This is a genomic window from Chromohalobacter beijerinckii, assembly GCF_023061185.1.
Taxonomy (GTDB): Bacteria; Pseudomonadota; Gammaproteobacteria; order Pseudomonadales; family Halomonadaceae; genus Chromohalobacter; species Chromohalobacter beijerinckii.
In genome coordinates, this window is the sequence record NZ_JAKGAK010000017.1 from 24570 (window position 1) to 43023 (window position 18454).

General features: G+C 60.3%; 21 protein-coding genes. 14 read left to right on the forward strand and 7 right to left on the reverse strand.

Annotation, left to right across the window (positions count from 1 at the left end):
- Positions 1-216: 216 nt before the first annotated feature.
- The 8 genes from hemE (at position 217) to L1075_RS12460 (ending at position 7421) form a co-directional block, all read left to right on the forward strand.
- Complete coding sequence (gene hemE / locus L1075_RS12425; RefSeq protein WP_246942115.1) at positions 217-1278, forward strand: uroporphyrinogen decarboxylase; 1062 nt, start codon at positions 217-219, stop codon at positions 1276-1278.
- Positions 1250-1750: a thiol-disulfide oxidoreductase DCC family protein gene (locus L1075_RS12430; RefSeq protein WP_246942117.1), complete on the forward strand. Its 501-nt coding sequence runs from the start codon at positions 1250-1252 to the stop codon at positions 1748-1750. Before hemE ends, L1075_RS12430 begins: the two co-directional genes overlap by 29 nt.
- 3 nt (positions 1751-1753) lie before the next feature.
- On the forward strand, positions 1754-2122 hold the full coding sequence (locus tag L1075_RS12435) for a VanZ family protein (RefSeq protein WP_246942119.1): 369 nt from the start codon (positions 1754-1756) through the stop codon (positions 2120-2122).
- A gap of 98 nt (positions 2123-2220) precedes the next feature.
- Positions 2221-3084 (forward strand): polyamine aminopropyltransferase, encoded by an 864-nt coding sequence (gene speE, locus L1075_RS12440; protein ID WP_246942121.1) that lies wholly within the window; start codon positions 2221-2223, stop codon positions 3082-3084.
- A 124-nt stretch (positions 3085-3208) separates the two neighbouring features.
- Positions 3209-4237 (forward strand): amino acid ABC transporter substrate-binding protein, encoded by a 1029-nt coding sequence (locus tag L1075_RS12445; RefSeq protein WP_178998397.1) that lies wholly within the window; start codon positions 3209-3211, stop codon positions 4235-4237.
- An 81-nt stretch (positions 4238-4318) separates the two neighbouring features.
- Complete coding sequence (locus tag L1075_RS12450) at positions 4319-5497, forward strand: amino acid ABC transporter permease (RefSeq protein WP_246942123.1); 1179 nt, start codon at positions 4319-4321, stop codon at positions 5495-5497.
- 1 nt (position 5498) lies between these two features.
- Positions 5499-6608: an amino acid ABC transporter permease gene (locus tag L1075_RS12455; protein WP_246942125.1), complete on the forward strand. Its 1110-nt coding sequence runs from the start codon at positions 5499-5501 to the stop codon at positions 6606-6608.
- Positions 6609-6692: 84 nt separating this feature from the next.
- The gene (locus L1075_RS12460) at positions 6693-7421 is read left to right on the forward strand and encodes an amino acid ABC transporter ATP-binding protein (RefSeq protein WP_246942148.1); all 729 of its coding nucleotides are present in this window, start codon (positions 6693-6695) and stop codon (positions 7419-7421) included.
- A gap of 20 nt (positions 7422-7441) precedes the next feature.
- Here L1075_RS12460 and L1075_RS12465 read toward each other — a convergent pair whose 3' ends face one another.
- Entirely contained in the window at positions 7442-7906 is a 465-nt protein-coding gene (locus L1075_RS12465) for a hypothetical protein (protein ID WP_246942127.1), read from the reverse strand.
- Positions 7907-8171: 265 nt separating this feature from the next.
- On the opposite strand from L1075_RS12465, the gene L1075_RS12470 reads away from it, so the two are divergent.
- The 3 genes from L1075_RS12470 to L1075_RS12480 all read left to right on the forward strand — a co-directional run bounded on the left by L1075_RS12470 (position 8172) and on the right by L1075_RS12480 (position 10549).
- Positions 8172-8606: a host attachment protein gene (locus tag L1075_RS12470; RefSeq protein WP_097021639.1), complete on the forward strand. Its 435-nt coding sequence runs from the start codon at positions 8172-8174 to the stop codon at positions 8604-8606.
- Positions 8607-8706: 100 nt separating this feature from the next.
- A complete protein-coding gene (locus tag L1075_RS12475; protein WP_246942129.1) occupies positions 8707-9693 on the forward strand; it encodes a PDC sensor domain-containing protein in 987 nt (328 codons plus the stop codon).
- Complete coding sequence (locus L1075_RS12480; RefSeq protein ID WP_246942150.1) at positions 9629-10549, forward strand: methyl-accepting chemotaxis protein; 921 nt, start codon at positions 9629-9631, stop codon at positions 10547-10549. Before L1075_RS12475 ends, L1075_RS12480 begins: the two co-directional genes overlap by 65 nt.
- A gap of 62 nt (positions 10550-10611) precedes the next feature.
- Here the strand turns inward: L1075_RS12480 and L1075_RS12485 are convergent, their stop codons facing one another.
- Positions 10612-11538: a LysR family transcriptional regulator gene (locus L1075_RS12485; protein ID WP_040240596.1), complete on the reverse strand. Its 927-nt coding sequence runs from the start codon at positions 11536-11538 to the stop codon at positions 10612-10614.
- Positions 11539-11697: 159 nt separating this feature from the next.
- Between L1075_RS12485 and L1075_RS12490 the strand changes: the two genes are divergently transcribed.
- Complete coding sequence (locus tag L1075_RS12490) at positions 11698-12474, forward strand: ferredoxin--NADP reductase (RefSeq protein ID WP_097021641.1); 777 nt, start codon at positions 11698-11700, stop codon at positions 12472-12474.
- A gap of 67 nt (positions 12475-12541) precedes the next feature.
- Here the strand turns inward: L1075_RS12490 and L1075_RS12495 are convergent, their stop codons facing one another.
- The 3 genes from L1075_RS12495 to L1075_RS12505 all read right to left on the reverse strand — a co-directional run bounded on the left by L1075_RS12495 (position 12542) and on the right by L1075_RS12505 (position 14230).
- Complete coding sequence (locus tag L1075_RS12495; protein ID WP_246942131.1) at positions 12542-12940, reverse strand: YkvA family protein; 399 nt, start codon at positions 12938-12940, stop codon at positions 12542-12544.
- 145 nt (positions 12941-13085) lie between these two features.
- Entirely contained in the window at positions 13086-13361 is a 276-nt protein-coding gene (locus L1075_RS12500) for a hypothetical protein (protein WP_040240605.1), read from the reverse strand.
- 119 nt (positions 13362-13480) lie between these two features.
- On the reverse strand, positions 13481-14230 hold the full coding sequence (locus tag L1075_RS12505; RefSeq protein ID WP_246895232.1) for an NAD(P)H-dependent oxidoreductase: 750 nt from the start codon (positions 14228-14230) through the stop codon (positions 13481-13483).
- 87 nt (positions 14231-14317) lie between these two features.
- Between L1075_RS12505 and L1075_RS12510 the strand changes: the two genes are divergently transcribed.
- Entirely contained in the window at positions 14318-15265 is a 948-nt protein-coding gene (locus L1075_RS12510; protein ID WP_246942132.1) for a LysR family transcriptional regulator, read from the forward strand.
- Here the strand turns inward: L1075_RS12510 and L1075_RS12515 are convergent.
- The gene (locus L1075_RS12515; protein ID WP_246942134.1) at positions 15209-15640 is read right to left on the reverse strand and encodes a hypothetical protein; all 432 of its coding nucleotides are present in this window, start codon (positions 15638-15640) and stop codon (positions 15209-15211) included. The two genes, L1075_RS12510 and L1075_RS12515, sit on opposite strands and share 57 nt — an antisense overlap.
- A gap of 823 nt (positions 15641-16463) precedes the next feature.
- Between L1075_RS12515 and L1075_RS12520 the strand changes: the two genes are divergently transcribed.
- Positions 16464-17681: a D-alanyl-D-alanine carboxypeptidase gene (locus tag L1075_RS12520; protein WP_343311186.1), complete on the forward strand. Its 1218-nt coding sequence runs from the start codon at positions 16464-16466 to the stop codon at positions 17679-17681.
- Between the two features lie 16 nt (positions 17682-17697).
- On the opposite strand, the gene L1075_RS12525 is transcribed toward L1075_RS12520, so the two are convergent.
- On the reverse strand, positions 17698-18408 hold the full coding sequence (locus tag L1075_RS12525; protein ID WP_246942138.1) for a UTRA domain-containing protein: 711 nt from the start codon (positions 18406-18408) through the stop codon (positions 17698-17700).
- Positions 18409-18454: the final 46 nt, after the last annotated feature.

Below are 18454 nucleotides of genomic sequence, written 5' to 3' on the forward strand. Positions count from 1 at the left end.
CCTCGGTGATGCACATTATGGTGCGGAAAGGGAAGGCGTCCGGGGCGAACATTCTAGCAGGCCGTGACGCGGGGCTCATCCCTGAGTGCCGAGTGCACAGTCACTGCGCAAGAGTACGTTGCCAGAGGCTGGTAGATGGGGGATGCGTCACCGTGAATCAAGTCGTAGCGCTCGGCATTCGTTACAATGAGGGCAAAATCGACGCCTGGAGCTCTCATGCCATTGCAAAACGACCGCCTACTGCGTGCCCTGGCACGCCAACCGGTAGACCGCACACCCGTGTGGATGATGCGCCAGGCGGGCCGTTATCTGCCCGAGTACCGGGAAGTCCGCGGCCAGGCCGGTAGTTTCATGGACCTGTGCCGCAACGCCGAGTTGGCGTGCGAGGTCACCATGCAGCCGCTGCGTCGTTATTCGCTCGATGCGGCGATTCTGTTTTCCGATATCCTCACGATCCCCGACGCCATGGACTTGGGGCTCTACTTCGAAACGGGCGAAGGCCCCAAGTTTCGCAAGACGGTGCGCAGTGCCGAGGCAGTGGATGCCTTGCAGGTGCCGGATGCCGAGCGGGACCTCGATTATGTGATGAACGCGGTGCGCACTATACGGCACGAGCTGGCAGATAGCGTGCCGTTGATCGGTTTTTCGGGGAGCCCCTGGACGCTGGCCACCTATATGATCGAAGGCGGCTCGAGCAAGGACTTCCGGCACGCCAAGGCATTGATGTACGGCGACCCTGCGGCGATGCACGCACTGCTCGACAAACTGGCGCGGTCGGTCACCGACTACCTCAATGCGCAGATTCGTGCCGGGGCCCAGATCGTGCAGATCTTCGACACCTGGGGCGGCGTGTTGTCGACGCCGGCGTATCGTGAATTCTCGCTGGCCTATATGGCACGCATCGTCGAAGGGCTGATCCGTGAGCACGATGGACGCCACGTGCCGGTGATTCTGTTCACCAAGCAGGGTGGCCAGTGGCTGGAAACCATCGCCGATAGCGGTGCCGATGCCGTGGGCCTGGACTGGACCACCGAGCTGAGCGATGCGCGGGCCCGCGTGGGGGATCGTGTGGCGCTGCAAGGCAATCTCGACCCCAACGTGCTGTTCGCCTCGCCCCAGGCGATTCGCGATGAAGTAGCGCGCATCCTGGCCAGCTATGGCAGTGGGCCGGGTCACATCTTCAATCTGGGGCACGGTGTTAGCCAATTTACTGATCCCGATCATGTTGCCGCCTTCATCGAGGCGTTACATGAGTTCAGCCCGCGTTATCATGGCTGAACGCGCCATGTTGCTCGTGCTCGACGCCGAGTGCCCATTGTGTCGGCGCGCGGCACACTTCGTGCTGCGCCACGCGCGGGCACCGGTGTACCTGGCGAGCTTGCACGAGGCGTCGGCGCGACGCTTGGGTGAGCACTTCGGCGCCGACCCCGGCCAGCTCGATAGCGTCTGGTTGGTACGCGGGGGCGAGCTGCATCGCGATAGCGCCGCATTGTGGCGCCTGGCGCAAGGGTTGCAGTGGCCCTGGCGTGGCCTGGCGGCGCTGCGCTGGTGTCCGCGTGGCTGGCGCGATGGTGTCTATCATGTCGTGGGGCGCTGGCGTCATCGACTGGCGCCGGCGACGGGCTGGTCGCAGCAGGTTGGTCCGCACTGGGTGTCGCGTCTGGACGCAGCGACCTGCCGGCGGCTGGGATTGCCGCTCGCCTTGGTGGATGACAATTCGGACTCTGCCGACACACCACAAGGAGAGTGAGTCATGCGTGTTTCCTTCCGCCACCTTCGCGAATTATGTCTGATATTGGCTGGTGTCAGCGTCGCTGTGATCGCCTGGGGAAGTCTGACGCCTGGTTCAGAGATGCCCCAGGACCTGCCCTGGGACAAATTCAACCATTTCATCGCCTATGCGGGGCTGGCTGCGTTGTTGCGGCTGGGCGGCCTGCGTGCGGTGACGGCGCTGGGCCTGACCATCGGTTGTGGCCTTTTCATCGAGGGCCTGCAGTTAGGCGTGCCAGGGCGTAGCGGCGCCGATTGGGCCGATGTTCTTGCTAATACGCTAGGGGCGTTCGCCGCCGTGGGGGCCTGTCATTGGCTGCTGCCCAGGCGCTTTCTTGTTGCGCGCGGATAGGCTATGTTGCGCGGTTTTCCGGTGCGTTCGCGGCAGGCCGTGAACGCCGCGACTCCGGCCCCTCGAGGGCTTTCACTAGGGCGATGAAGAGGATTCCCATGACCGAGCGTCTCGATCAGGGCTGGTTCACCGAAGTGTTCGACAGCCATGGCAGTGCTTTTTCCCTCATGATCAAGGACAAGCTACACGAGGTACAAAGCCCCTATCAGCACCTGGAAGTCTACGCCACCGAGACCTACGGCAACCTGATGGTACTCGACGGCTGCGTGATGCTCAGCACGCGTGACAACTTCCTCTATCACGAGATGATCGCGCATCCGGCACTGTTCTCTCACGCTGCGCCCAAGCGCGTGGTGATCATCGGCGGCGGTGATTGTGGAACGTTGCGCGAGGTGCTCAAGCATCCCGGTGTTGAAGAGGTCGTGCAGATCGACATCGACGAAGAGGTTACCCGAGCCTCGCAGCGCTACTTCCCCGAACTGACGGCCTCCAACGACGATCCGCGTGCCACGCTCAAGTTCGAGGATGGCGTCAAATGGGTCGAGAACGCGCCAGCAGGCAGCGTCGACGTCATGATCATCGACTCCACCGACCCCGTGGGTCCAGCGGAAGGGCTGTTCGAGGCTGACTTCCTGGCGCGTTGTCACCGCGTGCTGGCCGAGGGCGGTGTGCTGGTGCAACAGAGCGAGTCGCCGCTTTATCATACCGGCTCGATCATTCGCGAGCTGCGCGCCGACATGCAACGCGCCGGCTTCGATAGTGTCGCCACGCTGCCGTTTCCACAGCCGGTCTACCCCTCGGGCTGGTGGAGCGTCACGTTGGCCGGCAAGAGTAACGATGTGACGCGCTTTCGCGAGACCGCTGCCGCTGCGGTGGAATTTCCGCTCGAGTACTACAGCATCGAGACCCATCGTGGTGCATTGACGCTTCCACCGTTCATGCGTCGTGCATTATTGGTGTGATGCGCAACGTGTGAAAAACGTTAAAGGTACGTGACTTAGGTATATTGGCTAGACTGGCAAGCTCTTTGCTAATGTGAAACGTGGCTCTCGAATAAGCCATCACAATAACGCAAGGAGCTTCTGCATGTTGTACAAGAACAAGTTCATGGTTGCCGTTCCTGCCGCCCTACTGCTGGGAGGACTGGCAACGGCCTCCCAAGCGGCGACACTCGATGATGTAAAGGAGCGTGGCTCCCTCAACTGTGGGGTGAATGTCGGGCTGGCGGGATTCTCGGCACCGGATTCCGATGGCAAGTGGCAAGGGCTCGATGTGGAAACCTGTCGGGGGATCGCCGCCGCTATCTTTGGCGATCCCGAAAAAGTCGAATTTACACCTTTGACCGCGAAGGAGCGCTTTACCGCGCTACAGTCCGGCGAGATCGACGTCCTTTCGCGCAACACGACCTGGACAGCGACCCGCGACAACTCGCTGGGATTGAACTTCACCGCCACGACCTTTTACGACGGCCAAGGGTTCATGGTGAGCAAGGATCTAGGCATTGAGAGCCTGGAAGACCTCAACGGCGCTTCCATCTGCATTCAGTCCGGCACCACGCACGAATTGAATCTGGCTGACTACTTCCCCTCGCGCGATATCGATATCAACACCGTGACGTTCGACACGCCCGACCAGACCGCCCAGGGGTTCGCTCACGGGCGCTGTGACGTGCTGACCTCGGACACCTCTCAGCTGAGTGCGTTGCGCCTGCAGTTGCCCGAACCGGATAGCGTCGAGATCCTCGAGACGCTGATTTCCAAGGAACCGCTGGGCCCGGTGGTGCGCCAGGGTGACGACCAATGGCTGGATATCGTGCAGTGGACCATCTTCGCCATGGTCAACGCCGAGGAAATGGGCGTTAACAGCGACAACGTCGATGAGATGCGCGATAACCCGCCCAATCCCGGGGTGGCACGCCTGCTGGGCAAGGACGGCAACTATGGCGAGCAACTCGGTCTGCCCAACGACTGGGCGTACAACATCATCAAGGACGTCGGCAACTATGGAGAAGTCTTCTCCAGCACGGTGGGTGAGGATTCACCTCTGAAAATCCAGCGGGGCATGAACGCCCTGTGGAACGAGGGGGGTATTCTCTACGCGCCGCCGATCCGCTGATACGGTTCGTTAAGTACTTGGTTATAGCACCCCGCATGATCTGCGGGGTGTCTTCTTGTGTCAGCCTATTAGAGGATCGTCATGTCGCGTTCTCCTTCCGGCGATCGGGTTGCGTTGTGGCGTAATCCAACGTTTCGTGCCTATGTACTACAAGGTGTGTTATTAGCGGCGTTAGTGGCGCTAATTGGTTTTATCGTCGCCAATACGATGGCCAACCTCGAAGCAAGAGGAATCTCCACGGGGTTCGGTTTCCTCGATGAGCGCGCGGGCTTTTCCATTCCGCAGACGTTGATCGAATATTCCGGCGACAGTACCTATGGACGTACCTTTATCGTCGGCCTGCTCAATACCTTGCTGGTCTCGGCATTGGGCATCGTAGTCGCGACGATCATCGGTTTCGCGGTAGGGATTGCCAGGCTGTCGCCGAATTGGCTATTGGCGCGCTTGGCGGGCGCCTATGTGGAAATCTTTCGTAACATCCCCCTGCTGGTCCAGATCTTGTTCTGGTATTTCGCGGTGCTGCAGGCATTACCCAGCCCGCGTCAAAGCCTCAGCCTGTTGGAAATCGTCTTTATCAATGTGCGCGGCTTGGTCATTCCCGACCCGCAGCCACTCAGCGGGTTCGCGGCGACCCCCTGGGCCCTGCTGGTGGGCATCGTCGCGGCGATCGCGCTGGGTGTTTATGCGAAGCGTCGCCAGCTCCGCACCGGCAAGGCGTTGCCGATCTATTGGCTGGGCGCGGGCTTGATCATCGGTACGCCGCTAGTGGTGTTCCTGATCACGGGGGCGCCGCTCGAGTGGTCCATCCCTGAGCTCAAAGGCTTCAACTTCAGCGGTGGCGTGAGGGTCCTGCCTGAGCTGGTGGCTTTGTGGTTGGCTTTGTCGATCTATACGGCCGCGTTCATTGCCGAGATCGTGCGCTCGGGCATCCAGTCGGTTCCCGAGGGACAGGTCGAGGCGGCCAATGCGCTGAGCCTGCCGGGCGGCATTACCTTGCGCAAGGTGGTGATTCCTCAGGCGATGCGCGTCATCGTGCCGCAACTGACGAGCCAGTATCTGAATCTCATCAAGAACTCCTCGTTGGCCACGGCGATCGGTTATCCCGACTTGGTGGCTGTCTTCTCGGGCACGACCCTCAATCAGACCGGACAGGCCATCGAGATCGTTGCCATGACCATGGCCGTGTATCTGGTGATCAGCCTGGTGGTATCGGCACTGATGAATGTTTATAACGCGCGTACGTTGCTCAAGGAGCGTTGAGATGGCCGGTGAATCCATGCGTGATGTGATGATTGAAGCGCGGCGTCCACCCAATGCGCACCGGGGCGTCGTGAAGTGGTTACAGCGCAATCTGTTTAACGGCCCTATCAATAGCGTGGTGTCGGTGATCACCATTGGCGTATTGCTATGGGCATTGTGGCCTTTCGTGCAATGGGCCTTGATTCAGGCCGACTGGCTCGGTGACTCGCGTCAGGCGTGCAGTGGCGAAGGCGCCTGCTGGGTGTTCATCAGTGCTCGGTTCGAGTCGATCATCTATGGCTTCTACCCCGAGGCGGCGCGCTGGCGGGTGGATATCGTCTTCGCGTTGATGGCTGGACTGCTTGCCTGGTTGGCGATTCCCAGGATCCCGGGTAAACGCTGGGCCGCGATCATCGCAGTGATCGGCTTTCCGATCGCGGCGTATGTCCTGCTTCTGGGTGGCCATTTCGGGCTGATGCACGTTTCGACCCGTAATTGGGGCGGACTGATGCTGACCCTGACCGTGGCCACGATCGGTATCGTCGGCTCGTTACCGATCGGGATCATACTGGCCTTGGGGCGGCGTTCGAACATGCCGCTGGTCAGGGCGGTGAGCGTCGTCTTCATCGAATTCTGGCGCGGCGTGCCACTCATCACTGTGTTGTTCATGGCCTCGGTGATGTTGCCACTGTTCGTGCCGACCGAGGTCGAGTTCGACAAGCTCCTGCGTGCCCTGGTGGGGATCATGCTGTTCTGGAGTGCCTACATGGCGGAAGTCATCCGTGGCGGGCTACAGGCCATTCCCAGTGGGCAGGATGAAGCGGGTAAGGCGCTGGGACTCGGGTATTGGCATCGAATGGGACTGATCGTGTTGCCTCAAGCCTTGAAGCTGGTCATCCCAGGGATCGTTAATACCTTCATTGCGCTGTTCAAGGATACCTCGCTGGTCTTGATCATCGGGCTGTTCGATCTGCTGGCGATCATCCGCGCGGGCCTGACCGATAGTGATTGGCTGGGCTTTGCCACCGAAGGGTACGTGTTTGCCGCGCTGGTGTTCTGGGTGTTCTGTTTCAGCATGTCGCGTTATAGCCAGTACATCGAGAAGCGCCTACAGACAGGCCACACGAACTGAACCACAACGACTAAACCAATAACGATAACGCCAAGGAACTGCATCATGAGCCAAGCGACTGCTACCTCTCACGGCGACACGCCGATGATCGAGATGACGGGTCTCAACAAGTGGTACGGCGATTTTCACGTTCTGCGCGATATCGACCTGACAGTGAAGCGCGGCGAGCGCATCGTCGTGTGCGGTCCTTCGGGGTCGGGCAAGTCAACGTTGATTCGTTGCATCAACCATCTCGAAACTCACCAGCAAGGCGAGATCGTGGTCAATGGCGTGCCCATGACTCAGGACGTCAAGCGCATTGAGCAGATTCGCCGCAACGTGGGCATGGTGTTCCAGCACTTCAACCTGTTTCCGCACCTCAGCGTGCTGGAGAACTGCTGCCTGTCACAGACGTGGGTGCAGAAGAAACCGCGCGCCGATGCCGAAAAGACCGCGATGGAGTATCTGGAGCGCGTGCAGATCGCCGATCAAGCGTACAAGTACCCGGGGCAATTATCGGGCGGGCAGCAGCAGCGTGTGGCGATCGCGCGGGCGCTTTGCATGCGACCCGAGGTGATGTTGTTCGATGAGCCGACGTCGGCGCTCGACCCTGAAATGATCAAGGAAGTGCTCGATGTCATGGTCGAGCTGGCCCGCGAAGGCATGACCATGCTTTGCGTTACGCACGAGATGGGCTTTGCCAAGACCGTGGCTGACCGTGTCATTTTCATGGACCAAGGGCAGATCATCGAAGAGGCGCCACCGGAGACGTTCTTCAATAATCCGCGTTCCGAGCGCACCAAGCTGTTCCTCAGTCAGATTCTCGGCCACTAGCGGGGCGACGTGCTCAAGCGCTAGAGGCTGGGTTCCTGGCGTTGGGAGGGAGCCGCTGGCTGGCGTTTTGCGGTGGCTGGCTGGCGGGGCTGTGTCACGCGCGCTTGGCCCACCACGCCTTCATCGGGGTCGAGCGGCTTCGCCGTGCTGATCCAGGCTTGCTCTGGGTCGTGTATGGCCGGTCGCCGGTCGATGGCGCGTGTCATCACGTCACCGGGGGCAAAGCCGTCTCGGCGTGCCTGTATGTGGTGCGGCGCCATCCATAACTCGGCGAACAGGCGCACCAATGCCATACCAAGCAGCAGCACACCCCCACCGAGCGCAAGCATCGGCCAGCTTTCCTGCCACGATAGCCCGCTTGCCGCCGGTGCATGGCGCCATAGCCAGGCACCGCCGGCCAACAGCAGGCCGATTTGCAGGATACAGTGAGAAAAGATCAACGTCCGTCGCGGTAGTGGGCGACGCATCAATATAAAGTCGCGCATGTCGCTCTCCCTGGCAGATAGCGCTTGTAGCCGGTGATTCCTGTCCAGCGACGCGATGTTAGCAGGTTTACGTCAAGCGTGAACCTGTTGTTGTCATGCCACATAGATGTCGCGGCGCGCCGACGCTTGCCGCGAGGTTGACAGAAATATGCTGGGTTTCGATGCTTGAAGGGCTGCCTTTCACGCGAAGAGGCGACCGGACATCAACGGCGCAGGAGGCGCCGTTGTCCCGAGATGCCGGTGAACCCCGATCAAGGAGTCAGACATGAACAAACGTTATATCGTGACCGCCAATGCCTCGCGTGCGCGTGTCTTCGCGCATCAAGCCGGCGTGGTTCGTGAAGTCGATACGTTGATTCATCCCGAGGGCCGTTTGCATACCGGCGATCTGCGTACGGGGGGGAAAGGAGAATCCGACGATGCGGCATCGCATTCTCCGCGTCAGTCCGGTAATGACGATGCCACGATGGAAAAGCATGCCGCGTTCTTCGCCAAGGAGGTCGCCGACTATCTCCGCCAGTCGCGTACTCAAGGGAAAGCCGATGAGTTCATCATTGCCGCCGCGCCGCACTTCTTGGGCCTGATTCGTCAGAAACTCGATAAGCCAACCCAGGCTTGCGTCATCCATACTTTGGATAAAGACCTATCGAGTGCCGATGAAGCAGAGTTGGCCGAGAAGTTTCGCCCACCCCTAAATTGATGTGAAAATTCGAATCAATATGAATAAGCGTCTCGCTTAAAGTTTTTTCCATGAGTGCCGTTAATCAAGGGAGGCATCCCCCAACGATAGGCACTCATTAATGTTCACATCGCTCCGCACCCGGATCATGGTGGCTTGCGTCGCCATGATCCTGGTCGCCTTGGCCGCTACCGGCGGCGTCAGTTACTGGCTCGTCAGCCAGCAACAACGCACGACCAATATCGATATGCTGAGCGCCGTGGCGCGTGGCAATGTCGATGCCATCGAAGACTGGGCGGCCAGCAAGAAACGCTTGATCGAAGCGCTGCCCCCCGCGCTTGATAGCGACGACTTCGTTCCCGCCTTGCAACAGACCGCTGCGGCTGGCGGCTTCAGTCAGGTCTACGTCGGCCTGCCGGACAAGCGTCTGATTACCAACGACAACTGGCAACCGCCGGAAGATTACGATCCGACCCAGCGCCCCTGGTATCAATCAGCCGTGGAAACAGGCGATACCGTGGTCAGTCCGCCTTATCTGGACATGGTGACCGACAGTCTGGTGGTTGCGTTTGCCACGCCGGTCATCGAAGACGGCGAGACCCGAGCGGTGATTGGTGCTGACGTCAGCTTGGCGGATGTGACTGAAAATGTGACCTCGATCCACCCTACCCCGAGCAGCTTCGCGATGCTCGTGAACCGTGACGACAATGTCGTGGCATATCGAGACGCTGACCTGATGCTGGAATCAGCGTCGGCTCTGGACGATACGCTCACGTCGGCTTGGCTGGATACGCTGATCGATGACGGAGAACCGCGCGAAACGGTCATCGAAGGTCGTGATGTGTTGCTCTATGGCGTTCCCGTGCCCGGAAACCAACTGGCGCTTGATCATCGCGCTGGACCTCGCCGAAGCCAACGCCGGCGTGCAAGGCGTACTGCATTCCACGCTCATCGCGATGGTCCTATCTGGCTTGATTGCCGCCTTGCTGCTGTGGGCACTGCTATCCCCCGTCTTCCGCCGCCTGCGCCTGGCGCGCGATGCGATGTTCGACATTGCCTCCGGCGAAGGCGATCTGACACGAAGGCTCGAGATCGACGGCCGCGATGAAGTGGCGCAAATCGCCCAGGGCTTCAATGGCTTCGCCGATGCCGTCAACGATGTGTTGCTCGAAGTCCGTGCCAGCAGCACCTCGGTGAGCGAGGCTTCTAGTGAAATCGCCCACGGCAGCCAGGATCTCTCGCGACGTACCGAACAGGCGGCTTCCAGCTTGCAGGAAACATCTACTGCCATGGAGCAGATCGCCAGCACGGTGGAAAATACCGCGCATTCTGCCAATCAGGCCGACCAACTCTCCCAAGAGGCGACCACTGCGGCCAATCATGGTGGAGAGATCGCACGCAAGGCGGTCGATACCATGGAAGAGGTCAATGCCCAGACGACGCAGATTTCCGATATCGTGCGCTTGATCGACGAGATTGCCTTCCAGACCAACCTTCTCGCGCTCAATGCCTCGGTCGAGGCGGCGCGCGCCGGCGAGCAGGGTCGCGGTTTCGCGGTGGTTGCCAATGAGGTGCGCCAACTGGCGAGCCGCTCGGCCTCGGCGGCCGATGACATCAAGAAGCTGATTGATGCCTCGGTGACCCAAACCCGCGAGGGTACCGATATGGTGCGCATGGCGGGTGACAGCATGCAGGAAATCGTCACCGCCGTGGCGCGGGTCTCCGATGTCCTCGCCGAGATCAACGCCGCTACGCAGGAACAAAGCCAAGGCGTGACCCAGGTCAACCAGGCCGTCAACGACCTTGATCAAATGACCCAGCACAACGCCTCCATGGTCGAGGAATCTACCGTGGCTGCCGAGCAGATGCGTGACCAAGCCGGACGCCTGGCCGAAGTCGTGGGGCGCTTCAGCCTGCGTGAGGACGGACACTCGCAGACACGCCCGGCGTTGACCAAATCCTAGGCCACGTAATCTCTCCACTTCCTTCTACGGCCCATCGGCATACGCCGATGGGCCGTTTTCGATCAAGGCACGGCGGGTAGGTCGATGTCGTCGCTGCGCTGGATTCCTGCGGTCATCTCGCGGCACAGGCGCAAGAATTCGCGCATGGCGGTGGTGAGGTATTTGTGACGATGCCAGATGAAGGTGAATTGGCGCGTCAGGTCGAGTTCCGGGGTGGCGATGGGCACTAGGCTGCCGCGCCGAAAGGCGTCGCGTAGGGCCAGGTGCGAGACACAGCCGATGCCAAGCCCCGATTCCACCGCGCGCTTGATCGCCTCGGTATGCTCCAGCTCGAGCAGTACGTTGAGCCGGCCGCGCCGGTGGCGCATTGCTTGATCCAGCGTACGGCGCGTTCCCGAGCCCTCCTCACGCATGATCCAATCCTCGCCCATCAGCGTTTCCAGGTCCGCCTGACCGGCGTTGGCAAGGGGATGTCGCGGCGAGCAGAACACGGTGAGTTCATCCTCGACCCAGGGCTGCATGACGATGTCATCGTGTTGGCAGTCGCCCTCGATCAGCCCCAAGTCCAGGTCGTGATGGGTGATGCGGTCGACGATGGAGGCCGTGTTGCGCACGTGCAGGCGCACGCGGCTCCCGGGATGGCGGCGCATGAAGTCGCTGATCAGCAGGGTGGCGAGGTAATTGCCGATGGTCAGCGTTGCGCCGACGTCCAGCGAGCCGATGCCGCGCTGGCCCTTGAGCAGCTCCTCTATCTCCTCGCCGCGATCAAGCAGCGCTACGGCCTTGGGCAGTAACTGAAAGCCCAGTGCATTGAGCTTTAGCCGCTTGCCGATGCGATCGAGCAGTTGGCAGTCGAATTGTCGCTCCAGCTCCGCGAGGGCCGTGCTGGTGGCCGACTGCGACATCGCCAGACGCTGCGCTGCGCGGGACACACTTTCATGCTGCGCGATGGCGACGAAGACTTCGAGTTGGCGCAGTGTGTAACGCATGGCGATCTCCTGGTGGTTTCATCGGCCACCCTATATCGGCTAGATAGATAACCGATATTCATATAATTCATTTAACAGATATATTGGCGCAGTCTTATAATTAGCGCAACTTCCATTTCAGCAGTTAATGCTTTCCGGTTATAAGTTAAGGAGCGTCTCGTGAGTAAACTGGCACTTGAAGAAGTTCTCAGCGTTCATCACTGGAACGATACCCTGTTCAGTTTCCGCACCACGCGTGAGCGTAGTCTGCGCTTCAAGAACGGCCAGTTCGTGATGATCGGCCTGGAAGCCGACAGTAAGCCGCTGCTGCGGGCCTACTCGGTGGCCAGCCCCAATTACGAGGATCACCTCGAGTTCTTCAGTATCAAGGTGCAGGACGGTCCGCTGACCTCTCGGCTGCAGCATCTCAAGGTCGGCGATCAGATCATGGTCAGCCGCAAGCCCACCGGTACGCTGGTCGTCGATGACCTGCTGCCGGGTCGCAATCTCTACTTGCTGTCCACTGGCACCGGCCTGGCGCCGTTCATGAGCCTGATCCAGGATCCGGAAGTCTACGAACGTTTCGAGAAGATCGTGCTGATCCACGGCGTGCGTACCGTTAGCGAGCTGGCCTACGCCGACTTCATTACCAAGGACCTGCCGGCCCATGAGTACCTGGGCGAGGAGATCAGCGAGAAGTTGGTCTACTATCCCACGGTAACGCGTGAAGAGTTTCACACCATGGGGCGCCTGACCGATCATATCCGTAGCGGTAAGCTCTTTGCCGATACCGGTCTCCCCGAGCTCGACCCCAAGCAAGACCGCGCGATGATCTGCGGCAGCCCGGCGATGCTCGACGACACTAGCGCCATGCTCGACGAGCTGGGCTTCAACATCTCGCCGCGCATGGGTGAGCCCGGCGACTACGTCATCGAGCGTGCCTTCGTCGAGAAGTGATCGACGGCAGTGTTCCGGCGTGACACGAGAAGCCTCTGACATCGTCAGGGGCTTTTGCTATGGGCACTCACAACCATTTGGGCATGGCTTGCTCGGCGCGGGCCTTGACGTCGTCGTCGATGTAGACCGACACCGCGATCAGCGCGGCACCGAGCACGCTGGCGTCATCGACGTAACCGCCGGCGGGGATCAGGTCGGGAATCGCGTCCAACGGCGAGATGAAATATCCCAGTGCACCGAAGATCGTGGTCTTCGCCCATACCGGAACATCGGGACGCTGCAGCACAAAGTAGAGCTGGAGCGCTCGTCGCGTAACCTCACGGCCAGCTCGGCGCCCGTAGCGGGTGATCTTGTGCCAGAAACGCTGCTCCTGGAACGTGTCCGCGTATGCCACCGCTTCTCCCGGCACCACATCGGTGGTGTCGGGCAGCGGTGTCTCTTCGATGGGGTCATGGCGTGGCGTCATACACGCTCCTCGCGACTAGGGTAGGCATCTTCAATGGTAGCGGGTCGATCAGGCCAGGGCGGGATTCATCACCATGATCTAGGCGGCCTGAACTATGGGAGCGTGTTGCTCCCATAACTTCTGACAACGCATTATCCCACGGGTATTACGACTTGGCGCCACCTTGGAAAGCGATATCCAGTGAGATAGCGGTATCCTTGGGCACATTGACCACACTCAAGGCGTGTTGCGTCATATCGCGGCGCAGTGCTTCGTATTCTTCGCCACCCGCCATGCGTAGCTCCTCGAGCTGATGCTCGGTGACTTCTTGGCTGCCGAGGTAGTTCTTGGCAGTCTTGCGCAGGGCATCCCCCGTCTCGCCACCTGCGATCATGTGGAAGTCGTCGGTGTCCATGCCGGCGTTTTCGATGATGATTTCCATTTCGTCATCTCCTCGTCGTGAGTAAAGCGCGACACCTTTATGTGCCGTGCCCCTTCAAGATAGGTGCCATGCCGGGACGAGCTCAAGGACTATCGGGCGACCGATAGTGTCTGTCGTGGTTATGTACGCCACCGCAAGGGGTGCGCGTCTACGGTCTGGCCCTGTTCGTCCCAGTCCTGCCAGCCGGTGAAAGGAATCGCTTTCTCCGTTTGCCAGTGGCGCAGACGTGTCTCCCACTGGTGTTTGGCCTGTTCCAGATGATCGTGGAAGGCAAGTTCGTCTTGATAGCTCAAGCCGCCACCCTGTACGCCGTATGTGATGTGCGGGGGAAGTACATCGAAACCGACGTAGTAGAGAGAGCATAGGATCGGCCACATTAGTGTGGCGATATCGCCGCTTCGACCGCCGGGTGAAAATGTCGATGCTGGCGCCCCCGTGGTGACCGAACAGATAGCCCGCTTGCCCTTTAGCGGTCCCCGGTCATAGCGATATGTACCCGAGTAAAGCCCACCATAGACGAACACACGATCGAACCAACCTTTGAGCATGGCGGGTTGAGCGTGCCACCAAAGCGGGAATTGCAAGATGACGAGGTCGGCTTGTCGCAACCGGTCGATTTCCCGTTGGACGTCGCTAGGTAGCGTGTCTGATTGGACATGGTGACGTTGCTCGGTGAGCGCTGAAAAATACTCGGGATCCGCACGACTGTTGAAGTGAGAGGCTCGCTCGACAGGGTCGAAGCCCTCGGCGTACAAGTCGGAAACATGCACTTCATGCCCCTCCTGGGTCAGAGAAGCCATGGCAATGTCGGTCAGCGCGGCATTGAAGGAACGAGGCTCGGGATGACAATGCACTATCAAGATATTCATGGGAGCGCCTCATAACGATAGGGGATTGGTTACGCTAGACTTTGCATAAAAGAAAGGACATTCCCCAGAAATGAAAACGGGCTTTGCATGAATGAAAAAAGTGTGCCTTGGGAAGACCTGAAGATAGTACAGGCGATTGCCGACAGTGGCTCTCTCGCTGGGGCGGCAAGAACGCTCGGTATTAGCCATGCGACGGTATTTCGCCGCTTAGGAGCGCTTGAGTCTCGCTTGGGAGTACGGCTTTTCGAGCGCCACCGTACCGGGTATGTGCCGACACTCGCAGGTGACGATCTCTCGACGACCGCTGCGCGTGTCGCAGCGGACATCGAGGCCGTCGAACGTCGCCTCATGGGACGTGATGCCAGACTGTCGGGGACGCTGCGGGTGACGACCACGGATACCTTGCTCATGGGAGTATTGAGCGATGAGCTGGCGGGTTTCCAGCGAATGTATCCACACATTGTCCTGGAGGTCGAAGTCTCCAACCGTACCTATGATTTGTCGCGTCGTGATGCGGATGTCGCGATTCGCCCGACGTCGGCACCGCCCGAGACGCTCATCGGACGCCAGGTGGGGCAGATTGCACAAGCTGTCTATATCAGCCGATACCATCGAGAGACGAGCGCCTGGGTCGGCCCCGACCCGCATCTGGGATATCCCGTATTGGAAAGGTGGATGACACGACAAGGGCTTGATGCTCAATGTCGTTATCGTGTCGACAGCATGCTGGGAATGCTCTCGGGCGTGAGAAGTGGCATGGGACGTGGTGTTCTACCGTGTTACCTCGCCGATATGATGGATGATCTGGCTAGGGTCAGTGAGCCGCTTCCTGAGTTGCAGACGGAGCTTTGGTTGCTGACACATCCCGATTTGCGGCACACCGCACGGGTAAAAGCATTGTTCACTTATCTCTCCGATTCCCTGCAGGCTCGACAAGCGAGTTTGCTGGGCACCATGGCGGCGGCGTCTTGTGTTTCCTTACCATGCCACGAGCGCCAGCCCCCCGAGCATGACGGTGGTGGCGCCGAGTCGTAACGGGGTGAGGCGTTCCCGGAACCAGTAACCGGCGGCGAGGACGCCGAGGGGAATCGAGAGCTGGCGCAGGGCGACGACATGGCTGACGTCGGCACTGGTGGACATGGCGATCAACACCAGCCCGTAGGTGCCGAGGATCATGGCCCCCGTCAGCCAGGCACGACGCGCGGTAGGGGAGCGGTGCAGCCGCCGTGCCGCGTGACGCTCGTTGGGCAATGCGCGTACGAGTGGCCACATCCACAACCAGGTGGTCATGGCTTGCAGCACCATGTAGTGCAGTCCGGCTTGTAGCGGGGTATAGCCGTGCGCGGTCATCAAGCCCAGGGCGTGCTTGTCGATCACCGAGTAGCCGGTAGTGCCGACGGCGGCGAGCAATACGAAGCCCAGCGCAGGGGTGAGGTAACGCGACAGGCGAAAGGGCGCGCCAGTGGGGCAGGGGCATGACCAGCGCGCTGGCGGCGATCAATGCCATGCCGAGGATGTCCCCGCCATTAAGCGTGCTTGTGGTAAGCCATGGGAGTGCGACGGCGGGCACGAGCAGAACTGGCAGGGCGCGTGCCAGCGGATAGAGAAGACTTACCTCACCACGTGCATAAGCCCAGGCGAGACCGCCCATGTAGAGCGCCTGGCACGCTCCCGTGGCGATGAGCCAACTCCAGAAGACATCGGGCAGCCGCAACGGAGAAGGCCCCCAGAACAGGAGCGGCGCATACAGCATGCTGCCGGCTGCCATGGCACGGGCGAAAAACGCCAGCGATGGTTCACCGCGCTTGCCGAGCAGGTTCCAGCCGGCATGGAGCACTGCGGAAACGACGATCAAGGCAATGGCAAGTGCGCTCAGCGTGGGTCTCCGGGCAGGCTCAAGGGGCGTTAAGTGCGATGACTTCTTTCTGGTATATACCAGATGAATGATGCCATCTTCCACTACGCCTGGCGTGATCGCAACCGAGCGCTCGCGTCGCCATGGGGGCATGGGAGCCATCATCGCGTGACGAATGTTTGCGAAATGTCACGAATGGTACCCAAAATGCCTATAGGGGCTGTACAGAGCGCGTCTCTCGCTCATAATCCCTATGTCATTGCGCTTTGTGGCGTCGCCATAAAAAATGTCGCGGCAAATGTTACGAGTGGACCCGCGAGGGGCCCTCCTTCAAGGACATAACAAATGACGTCCCCATCTTCTCATCGATCGCATGCGGTGTCCGCGCTGCTCATTTTGATCACCTTCGTGATGGCGTTGTGCATACTCCCCGCAGCCCAAGCGGCGCCCAACCCGCGTTACGCATCCATTGTCATCGACACCCAGAGCGGTGCCGTCCTGCATGCTGCCAACGCCGATGCGAGACGCTATCCCGCGTCGTTGACCAAGATGATGACGCTTTACTTGCTGTTCGAGGCGCTTGAGGACGACACGCTGAGCATGGATTCGCGCCTGCCAGTATCGCAGCATGCCGCCGCGAAACCGCCGTCCAAAATGGGCGTGAGGCCTGGAGAGACGGTGAAGGTGGAAGATGCCATCAATATCCTGGTGGTCAAATCCGCCAACGATGTGGCGGCGGTGGTGGCCGAGGGGCTGGCCGGTAGCGAGTCCACCTTCGCTGGCCAGATGACCGACAAGGCGCGCGCCTTGGGCATGATGCATACAACATTTCGCAATGCCTCGGGGCTTCCCGATGACCGCCAAGTCACCACCGCGCGTGATATGGCGATTCTCGCGCTGCGCCTGATGCAAGACTTCCCGAGTTATTATCCGGTGTTCGCCAAGACCGAGTTCACGTGGCAAGGGAGACGCTACAAAGGGCACAACCGGCTGCTCGATAACTATGCTGGCACCGATGGCCTCAAAACGGGCTATATTCGCGCCTCGGGCTTCAATGTAGCGACTTCCGCGGTACATGATGGGCGTCGTCTGCTGTCCGTGGTCATGGGCGGTTTTACCGCCCAGTCGCGCGATGCTCATATGAGCGAGCTGCTCGATCGTGGTTTCGCCCGCGCCGAGTCGGTCGCGCAAGGTGATTGGATCGCGAAGGCGGACATTTACGGGGACCGCTTGCAGGCCACCCCAACGAGTGATCCTGCGCCCACGCCTGCCGATGACCCGATTCGCGATTTGATCGCTCAGGCGGCATATGAGCACGGTGACGCCAGGACAGCGGCCGAGAATGCCGGCGCCTGGGCCGTGCAGGTGGGCGCGTTCAGCGACCGTACCCGGGCGCGTCGGCAGGCCGACCAGGCTGCCGAATTCCTGCCTGCCGATCTCGACGGGCGCGTGGCGGTGTCATCGGTACAAGGCGATGGAGGCGTCTTTCGGGCACAGTTGGTGGATCTCGAGGAAACCCAGGCGCGTCGAGGATGCCGGCAGCTGGCACGCGAGGGTGTGGACTGCGTCGTGGTCGCCATGGGCGCCGGACAATAAGGCGTCTCGGCAGGCCTCACATCGCCACTTCCACGCGCAGACAGATGGCATCGTGTAGCCAGTAATCCTCGTCATACTCGAGGGCGCGGCCCTCACGGTCATGCGTGACGCGTGTCACGCAAAGGCCCGCGCAGCCACTGTGTACGCCGAGCGCCTCGGCTTCGTCGCCGGTCAGCGCGGTAGGGTAGAGCCGCAGCGACTTGCGCGCCAATGCCAGGCCGTACTCTTCCCATAGTCGCTGCCACAGCGATGTCGAGAAATCGCCCTCGGCGAGGCCTGGCAAAAGATCGTCGCGCAACCAGATACGCTCCAACAAGACTGCCCGACCATCGATGTAGCGACGCCGTTTCACATGCAAAGTGACTTGCCCACAAGCAATGCCGAGTGCTTGTGCCGCTTCGGCAGTGGCCGGTTGGCGCCGCACGTCCAACACCTCGGTCTGTGGATGCCGTCCTTGCGCACTCACGTACTGGTCAAAACTTTGATCGTGATTCGGCGAGTATTCCACGCGCCTGGGCGAGACGAACCAGCCGCGCCGGTTGCGACGATGGATAAGCCCCTCGCTTTCCAGTTGGGTCAACGCCTGGCGCAGCGTGACACGCGTCGTCGCGAAGCGCTCGGCCAGCAGGCGCTCGCCGGGCAAGCGGCTCGCGGGCGGCAGTTCGCCTGTCTTGATCAAGTCCACCAGACGACCGCGCAATTGCAGATATAGTGGGTTTTCGGGCATCAAGTTTCCAAGGGTGACAACGTCGTTGATAGCGATGATAAGCGTT

Coding starts and splice junctions, on each gene's coding strand:
- hemE (WP_246942115.1), top strand. CDS start 217: ATGCCATTGCAAAACGACCGCCTACTGCGTGCCCTGGCACGCCAACCG.
- L1075_RS12430 (WP_246942117.1), top strand. CDS start 1,250: ATGAGTTCAGCCCGCGTTATCATGGCTGAACGCGCCATGTTGCTCGTG.
- L1075_RS12435 (WP_246942119.1), top strand. CDS start 1,754: ATGCGTGTTTCCTTCCGCCACCTTCGCGAATTATGTCTGATATTGGCT.
- speE (WP_246942121.1), top strand. CDS start 2,221: ATGACCGAGCGTCTCGATCAGGGCTGGTTCACCGAAGTGTTCGACAGC.
- L1075_RS12445 (WP_178998397.1), top strand. CDS start 3,209: ATGTTGTACAAGAACAAGTTCATGGTTGCCGTTCCTGCCGCCCTACTG.
- L1075_RS12450 (WP_246942123.1), top strand. CDS start 4,319: ATGTCGCGTTCTCCTTCCGGCGATCGGGTTGCGTTGTGGCGTAATCCA.
- L1075_RS12455 (WP_246942125.1), top strand. CDS start 5,499: ATGGCCGGTGAATCCATGCGTGATGTGATGATTGAAGCGCGGCGTCCA.
- L1075_RS12460 (WP_246942148.1), top strand. CDS start 6,693: ATGATCGAGATGACGGGTCTCAACAAGTGGTACGGCGATTTTCACGTT.
- L1075_RS12465 (WP_246942127.1), bottom strand. CDS start 7,906: ATGCGCGACTTTATATTGATGCGTCGCCCACTACCGCGACGGACGTTG.
- L1075_RS12470 (WP_097021639.1), top strand. CDS start 8,172: ATGAACAAACGTTATATCGTGACCGCCAATGCCTCGCGTGCGCGTGTC.
- L1075_RS12475 (WP_246942129.1), top strand. CDS start 8,707: ATGTTCACATCGCTCCGCACCCGGATCATGGTGGCTTGCGTCGCCATG.
- L1075_RS12480 (WP_246942150.1), top strand. CDS start 9,629: ATGTTCGACATTGCCTCCGGCGAAGGCGATCTGACACGAAGGCTCGAG.
- L1075_RS12485 (WP_040240596.1), bottom strand. CDS start 11,538: ATGCGTTACACACTGCGCCAACTCGAAGTCTTCGTCGCCATCGCGCAG.
- L1075_RS12495 (WP_246942131.1), bottom strand. CDS start 12,940: ATGACGCCACGCCATGACCCCATCGAAGAGACACCGCTGCCCGACACC.
- L1075_RS12500 (WP_040240605.1), bottom strand. CDS start 13,361: ATGGAAATCATCATCGAAAACGCCGGCATGGACACCGACGACTTCCAC.
- L1075_RS12505 (WP_246895232.1), bottom strand. CDS start 14,230: ATGAATATCTTGATAGTGCATTGTCATCCCGAGCCTCGTTCCTTCAAT.
- L1075_RS12510 (WP_246942132.1), top strand. CDS start 14,318: ATGAATGAAAAAAGTGTGCCTTGGGAAGACCTGAAGATAGTACAGGCG.
- L1075_RS12525 (WP_246942138.1), bottom strand. CDS start 18,408: ATGCCCGAAAACCCACTATATCTGCAATTGCGCGGTCGTCTGGTGGAC.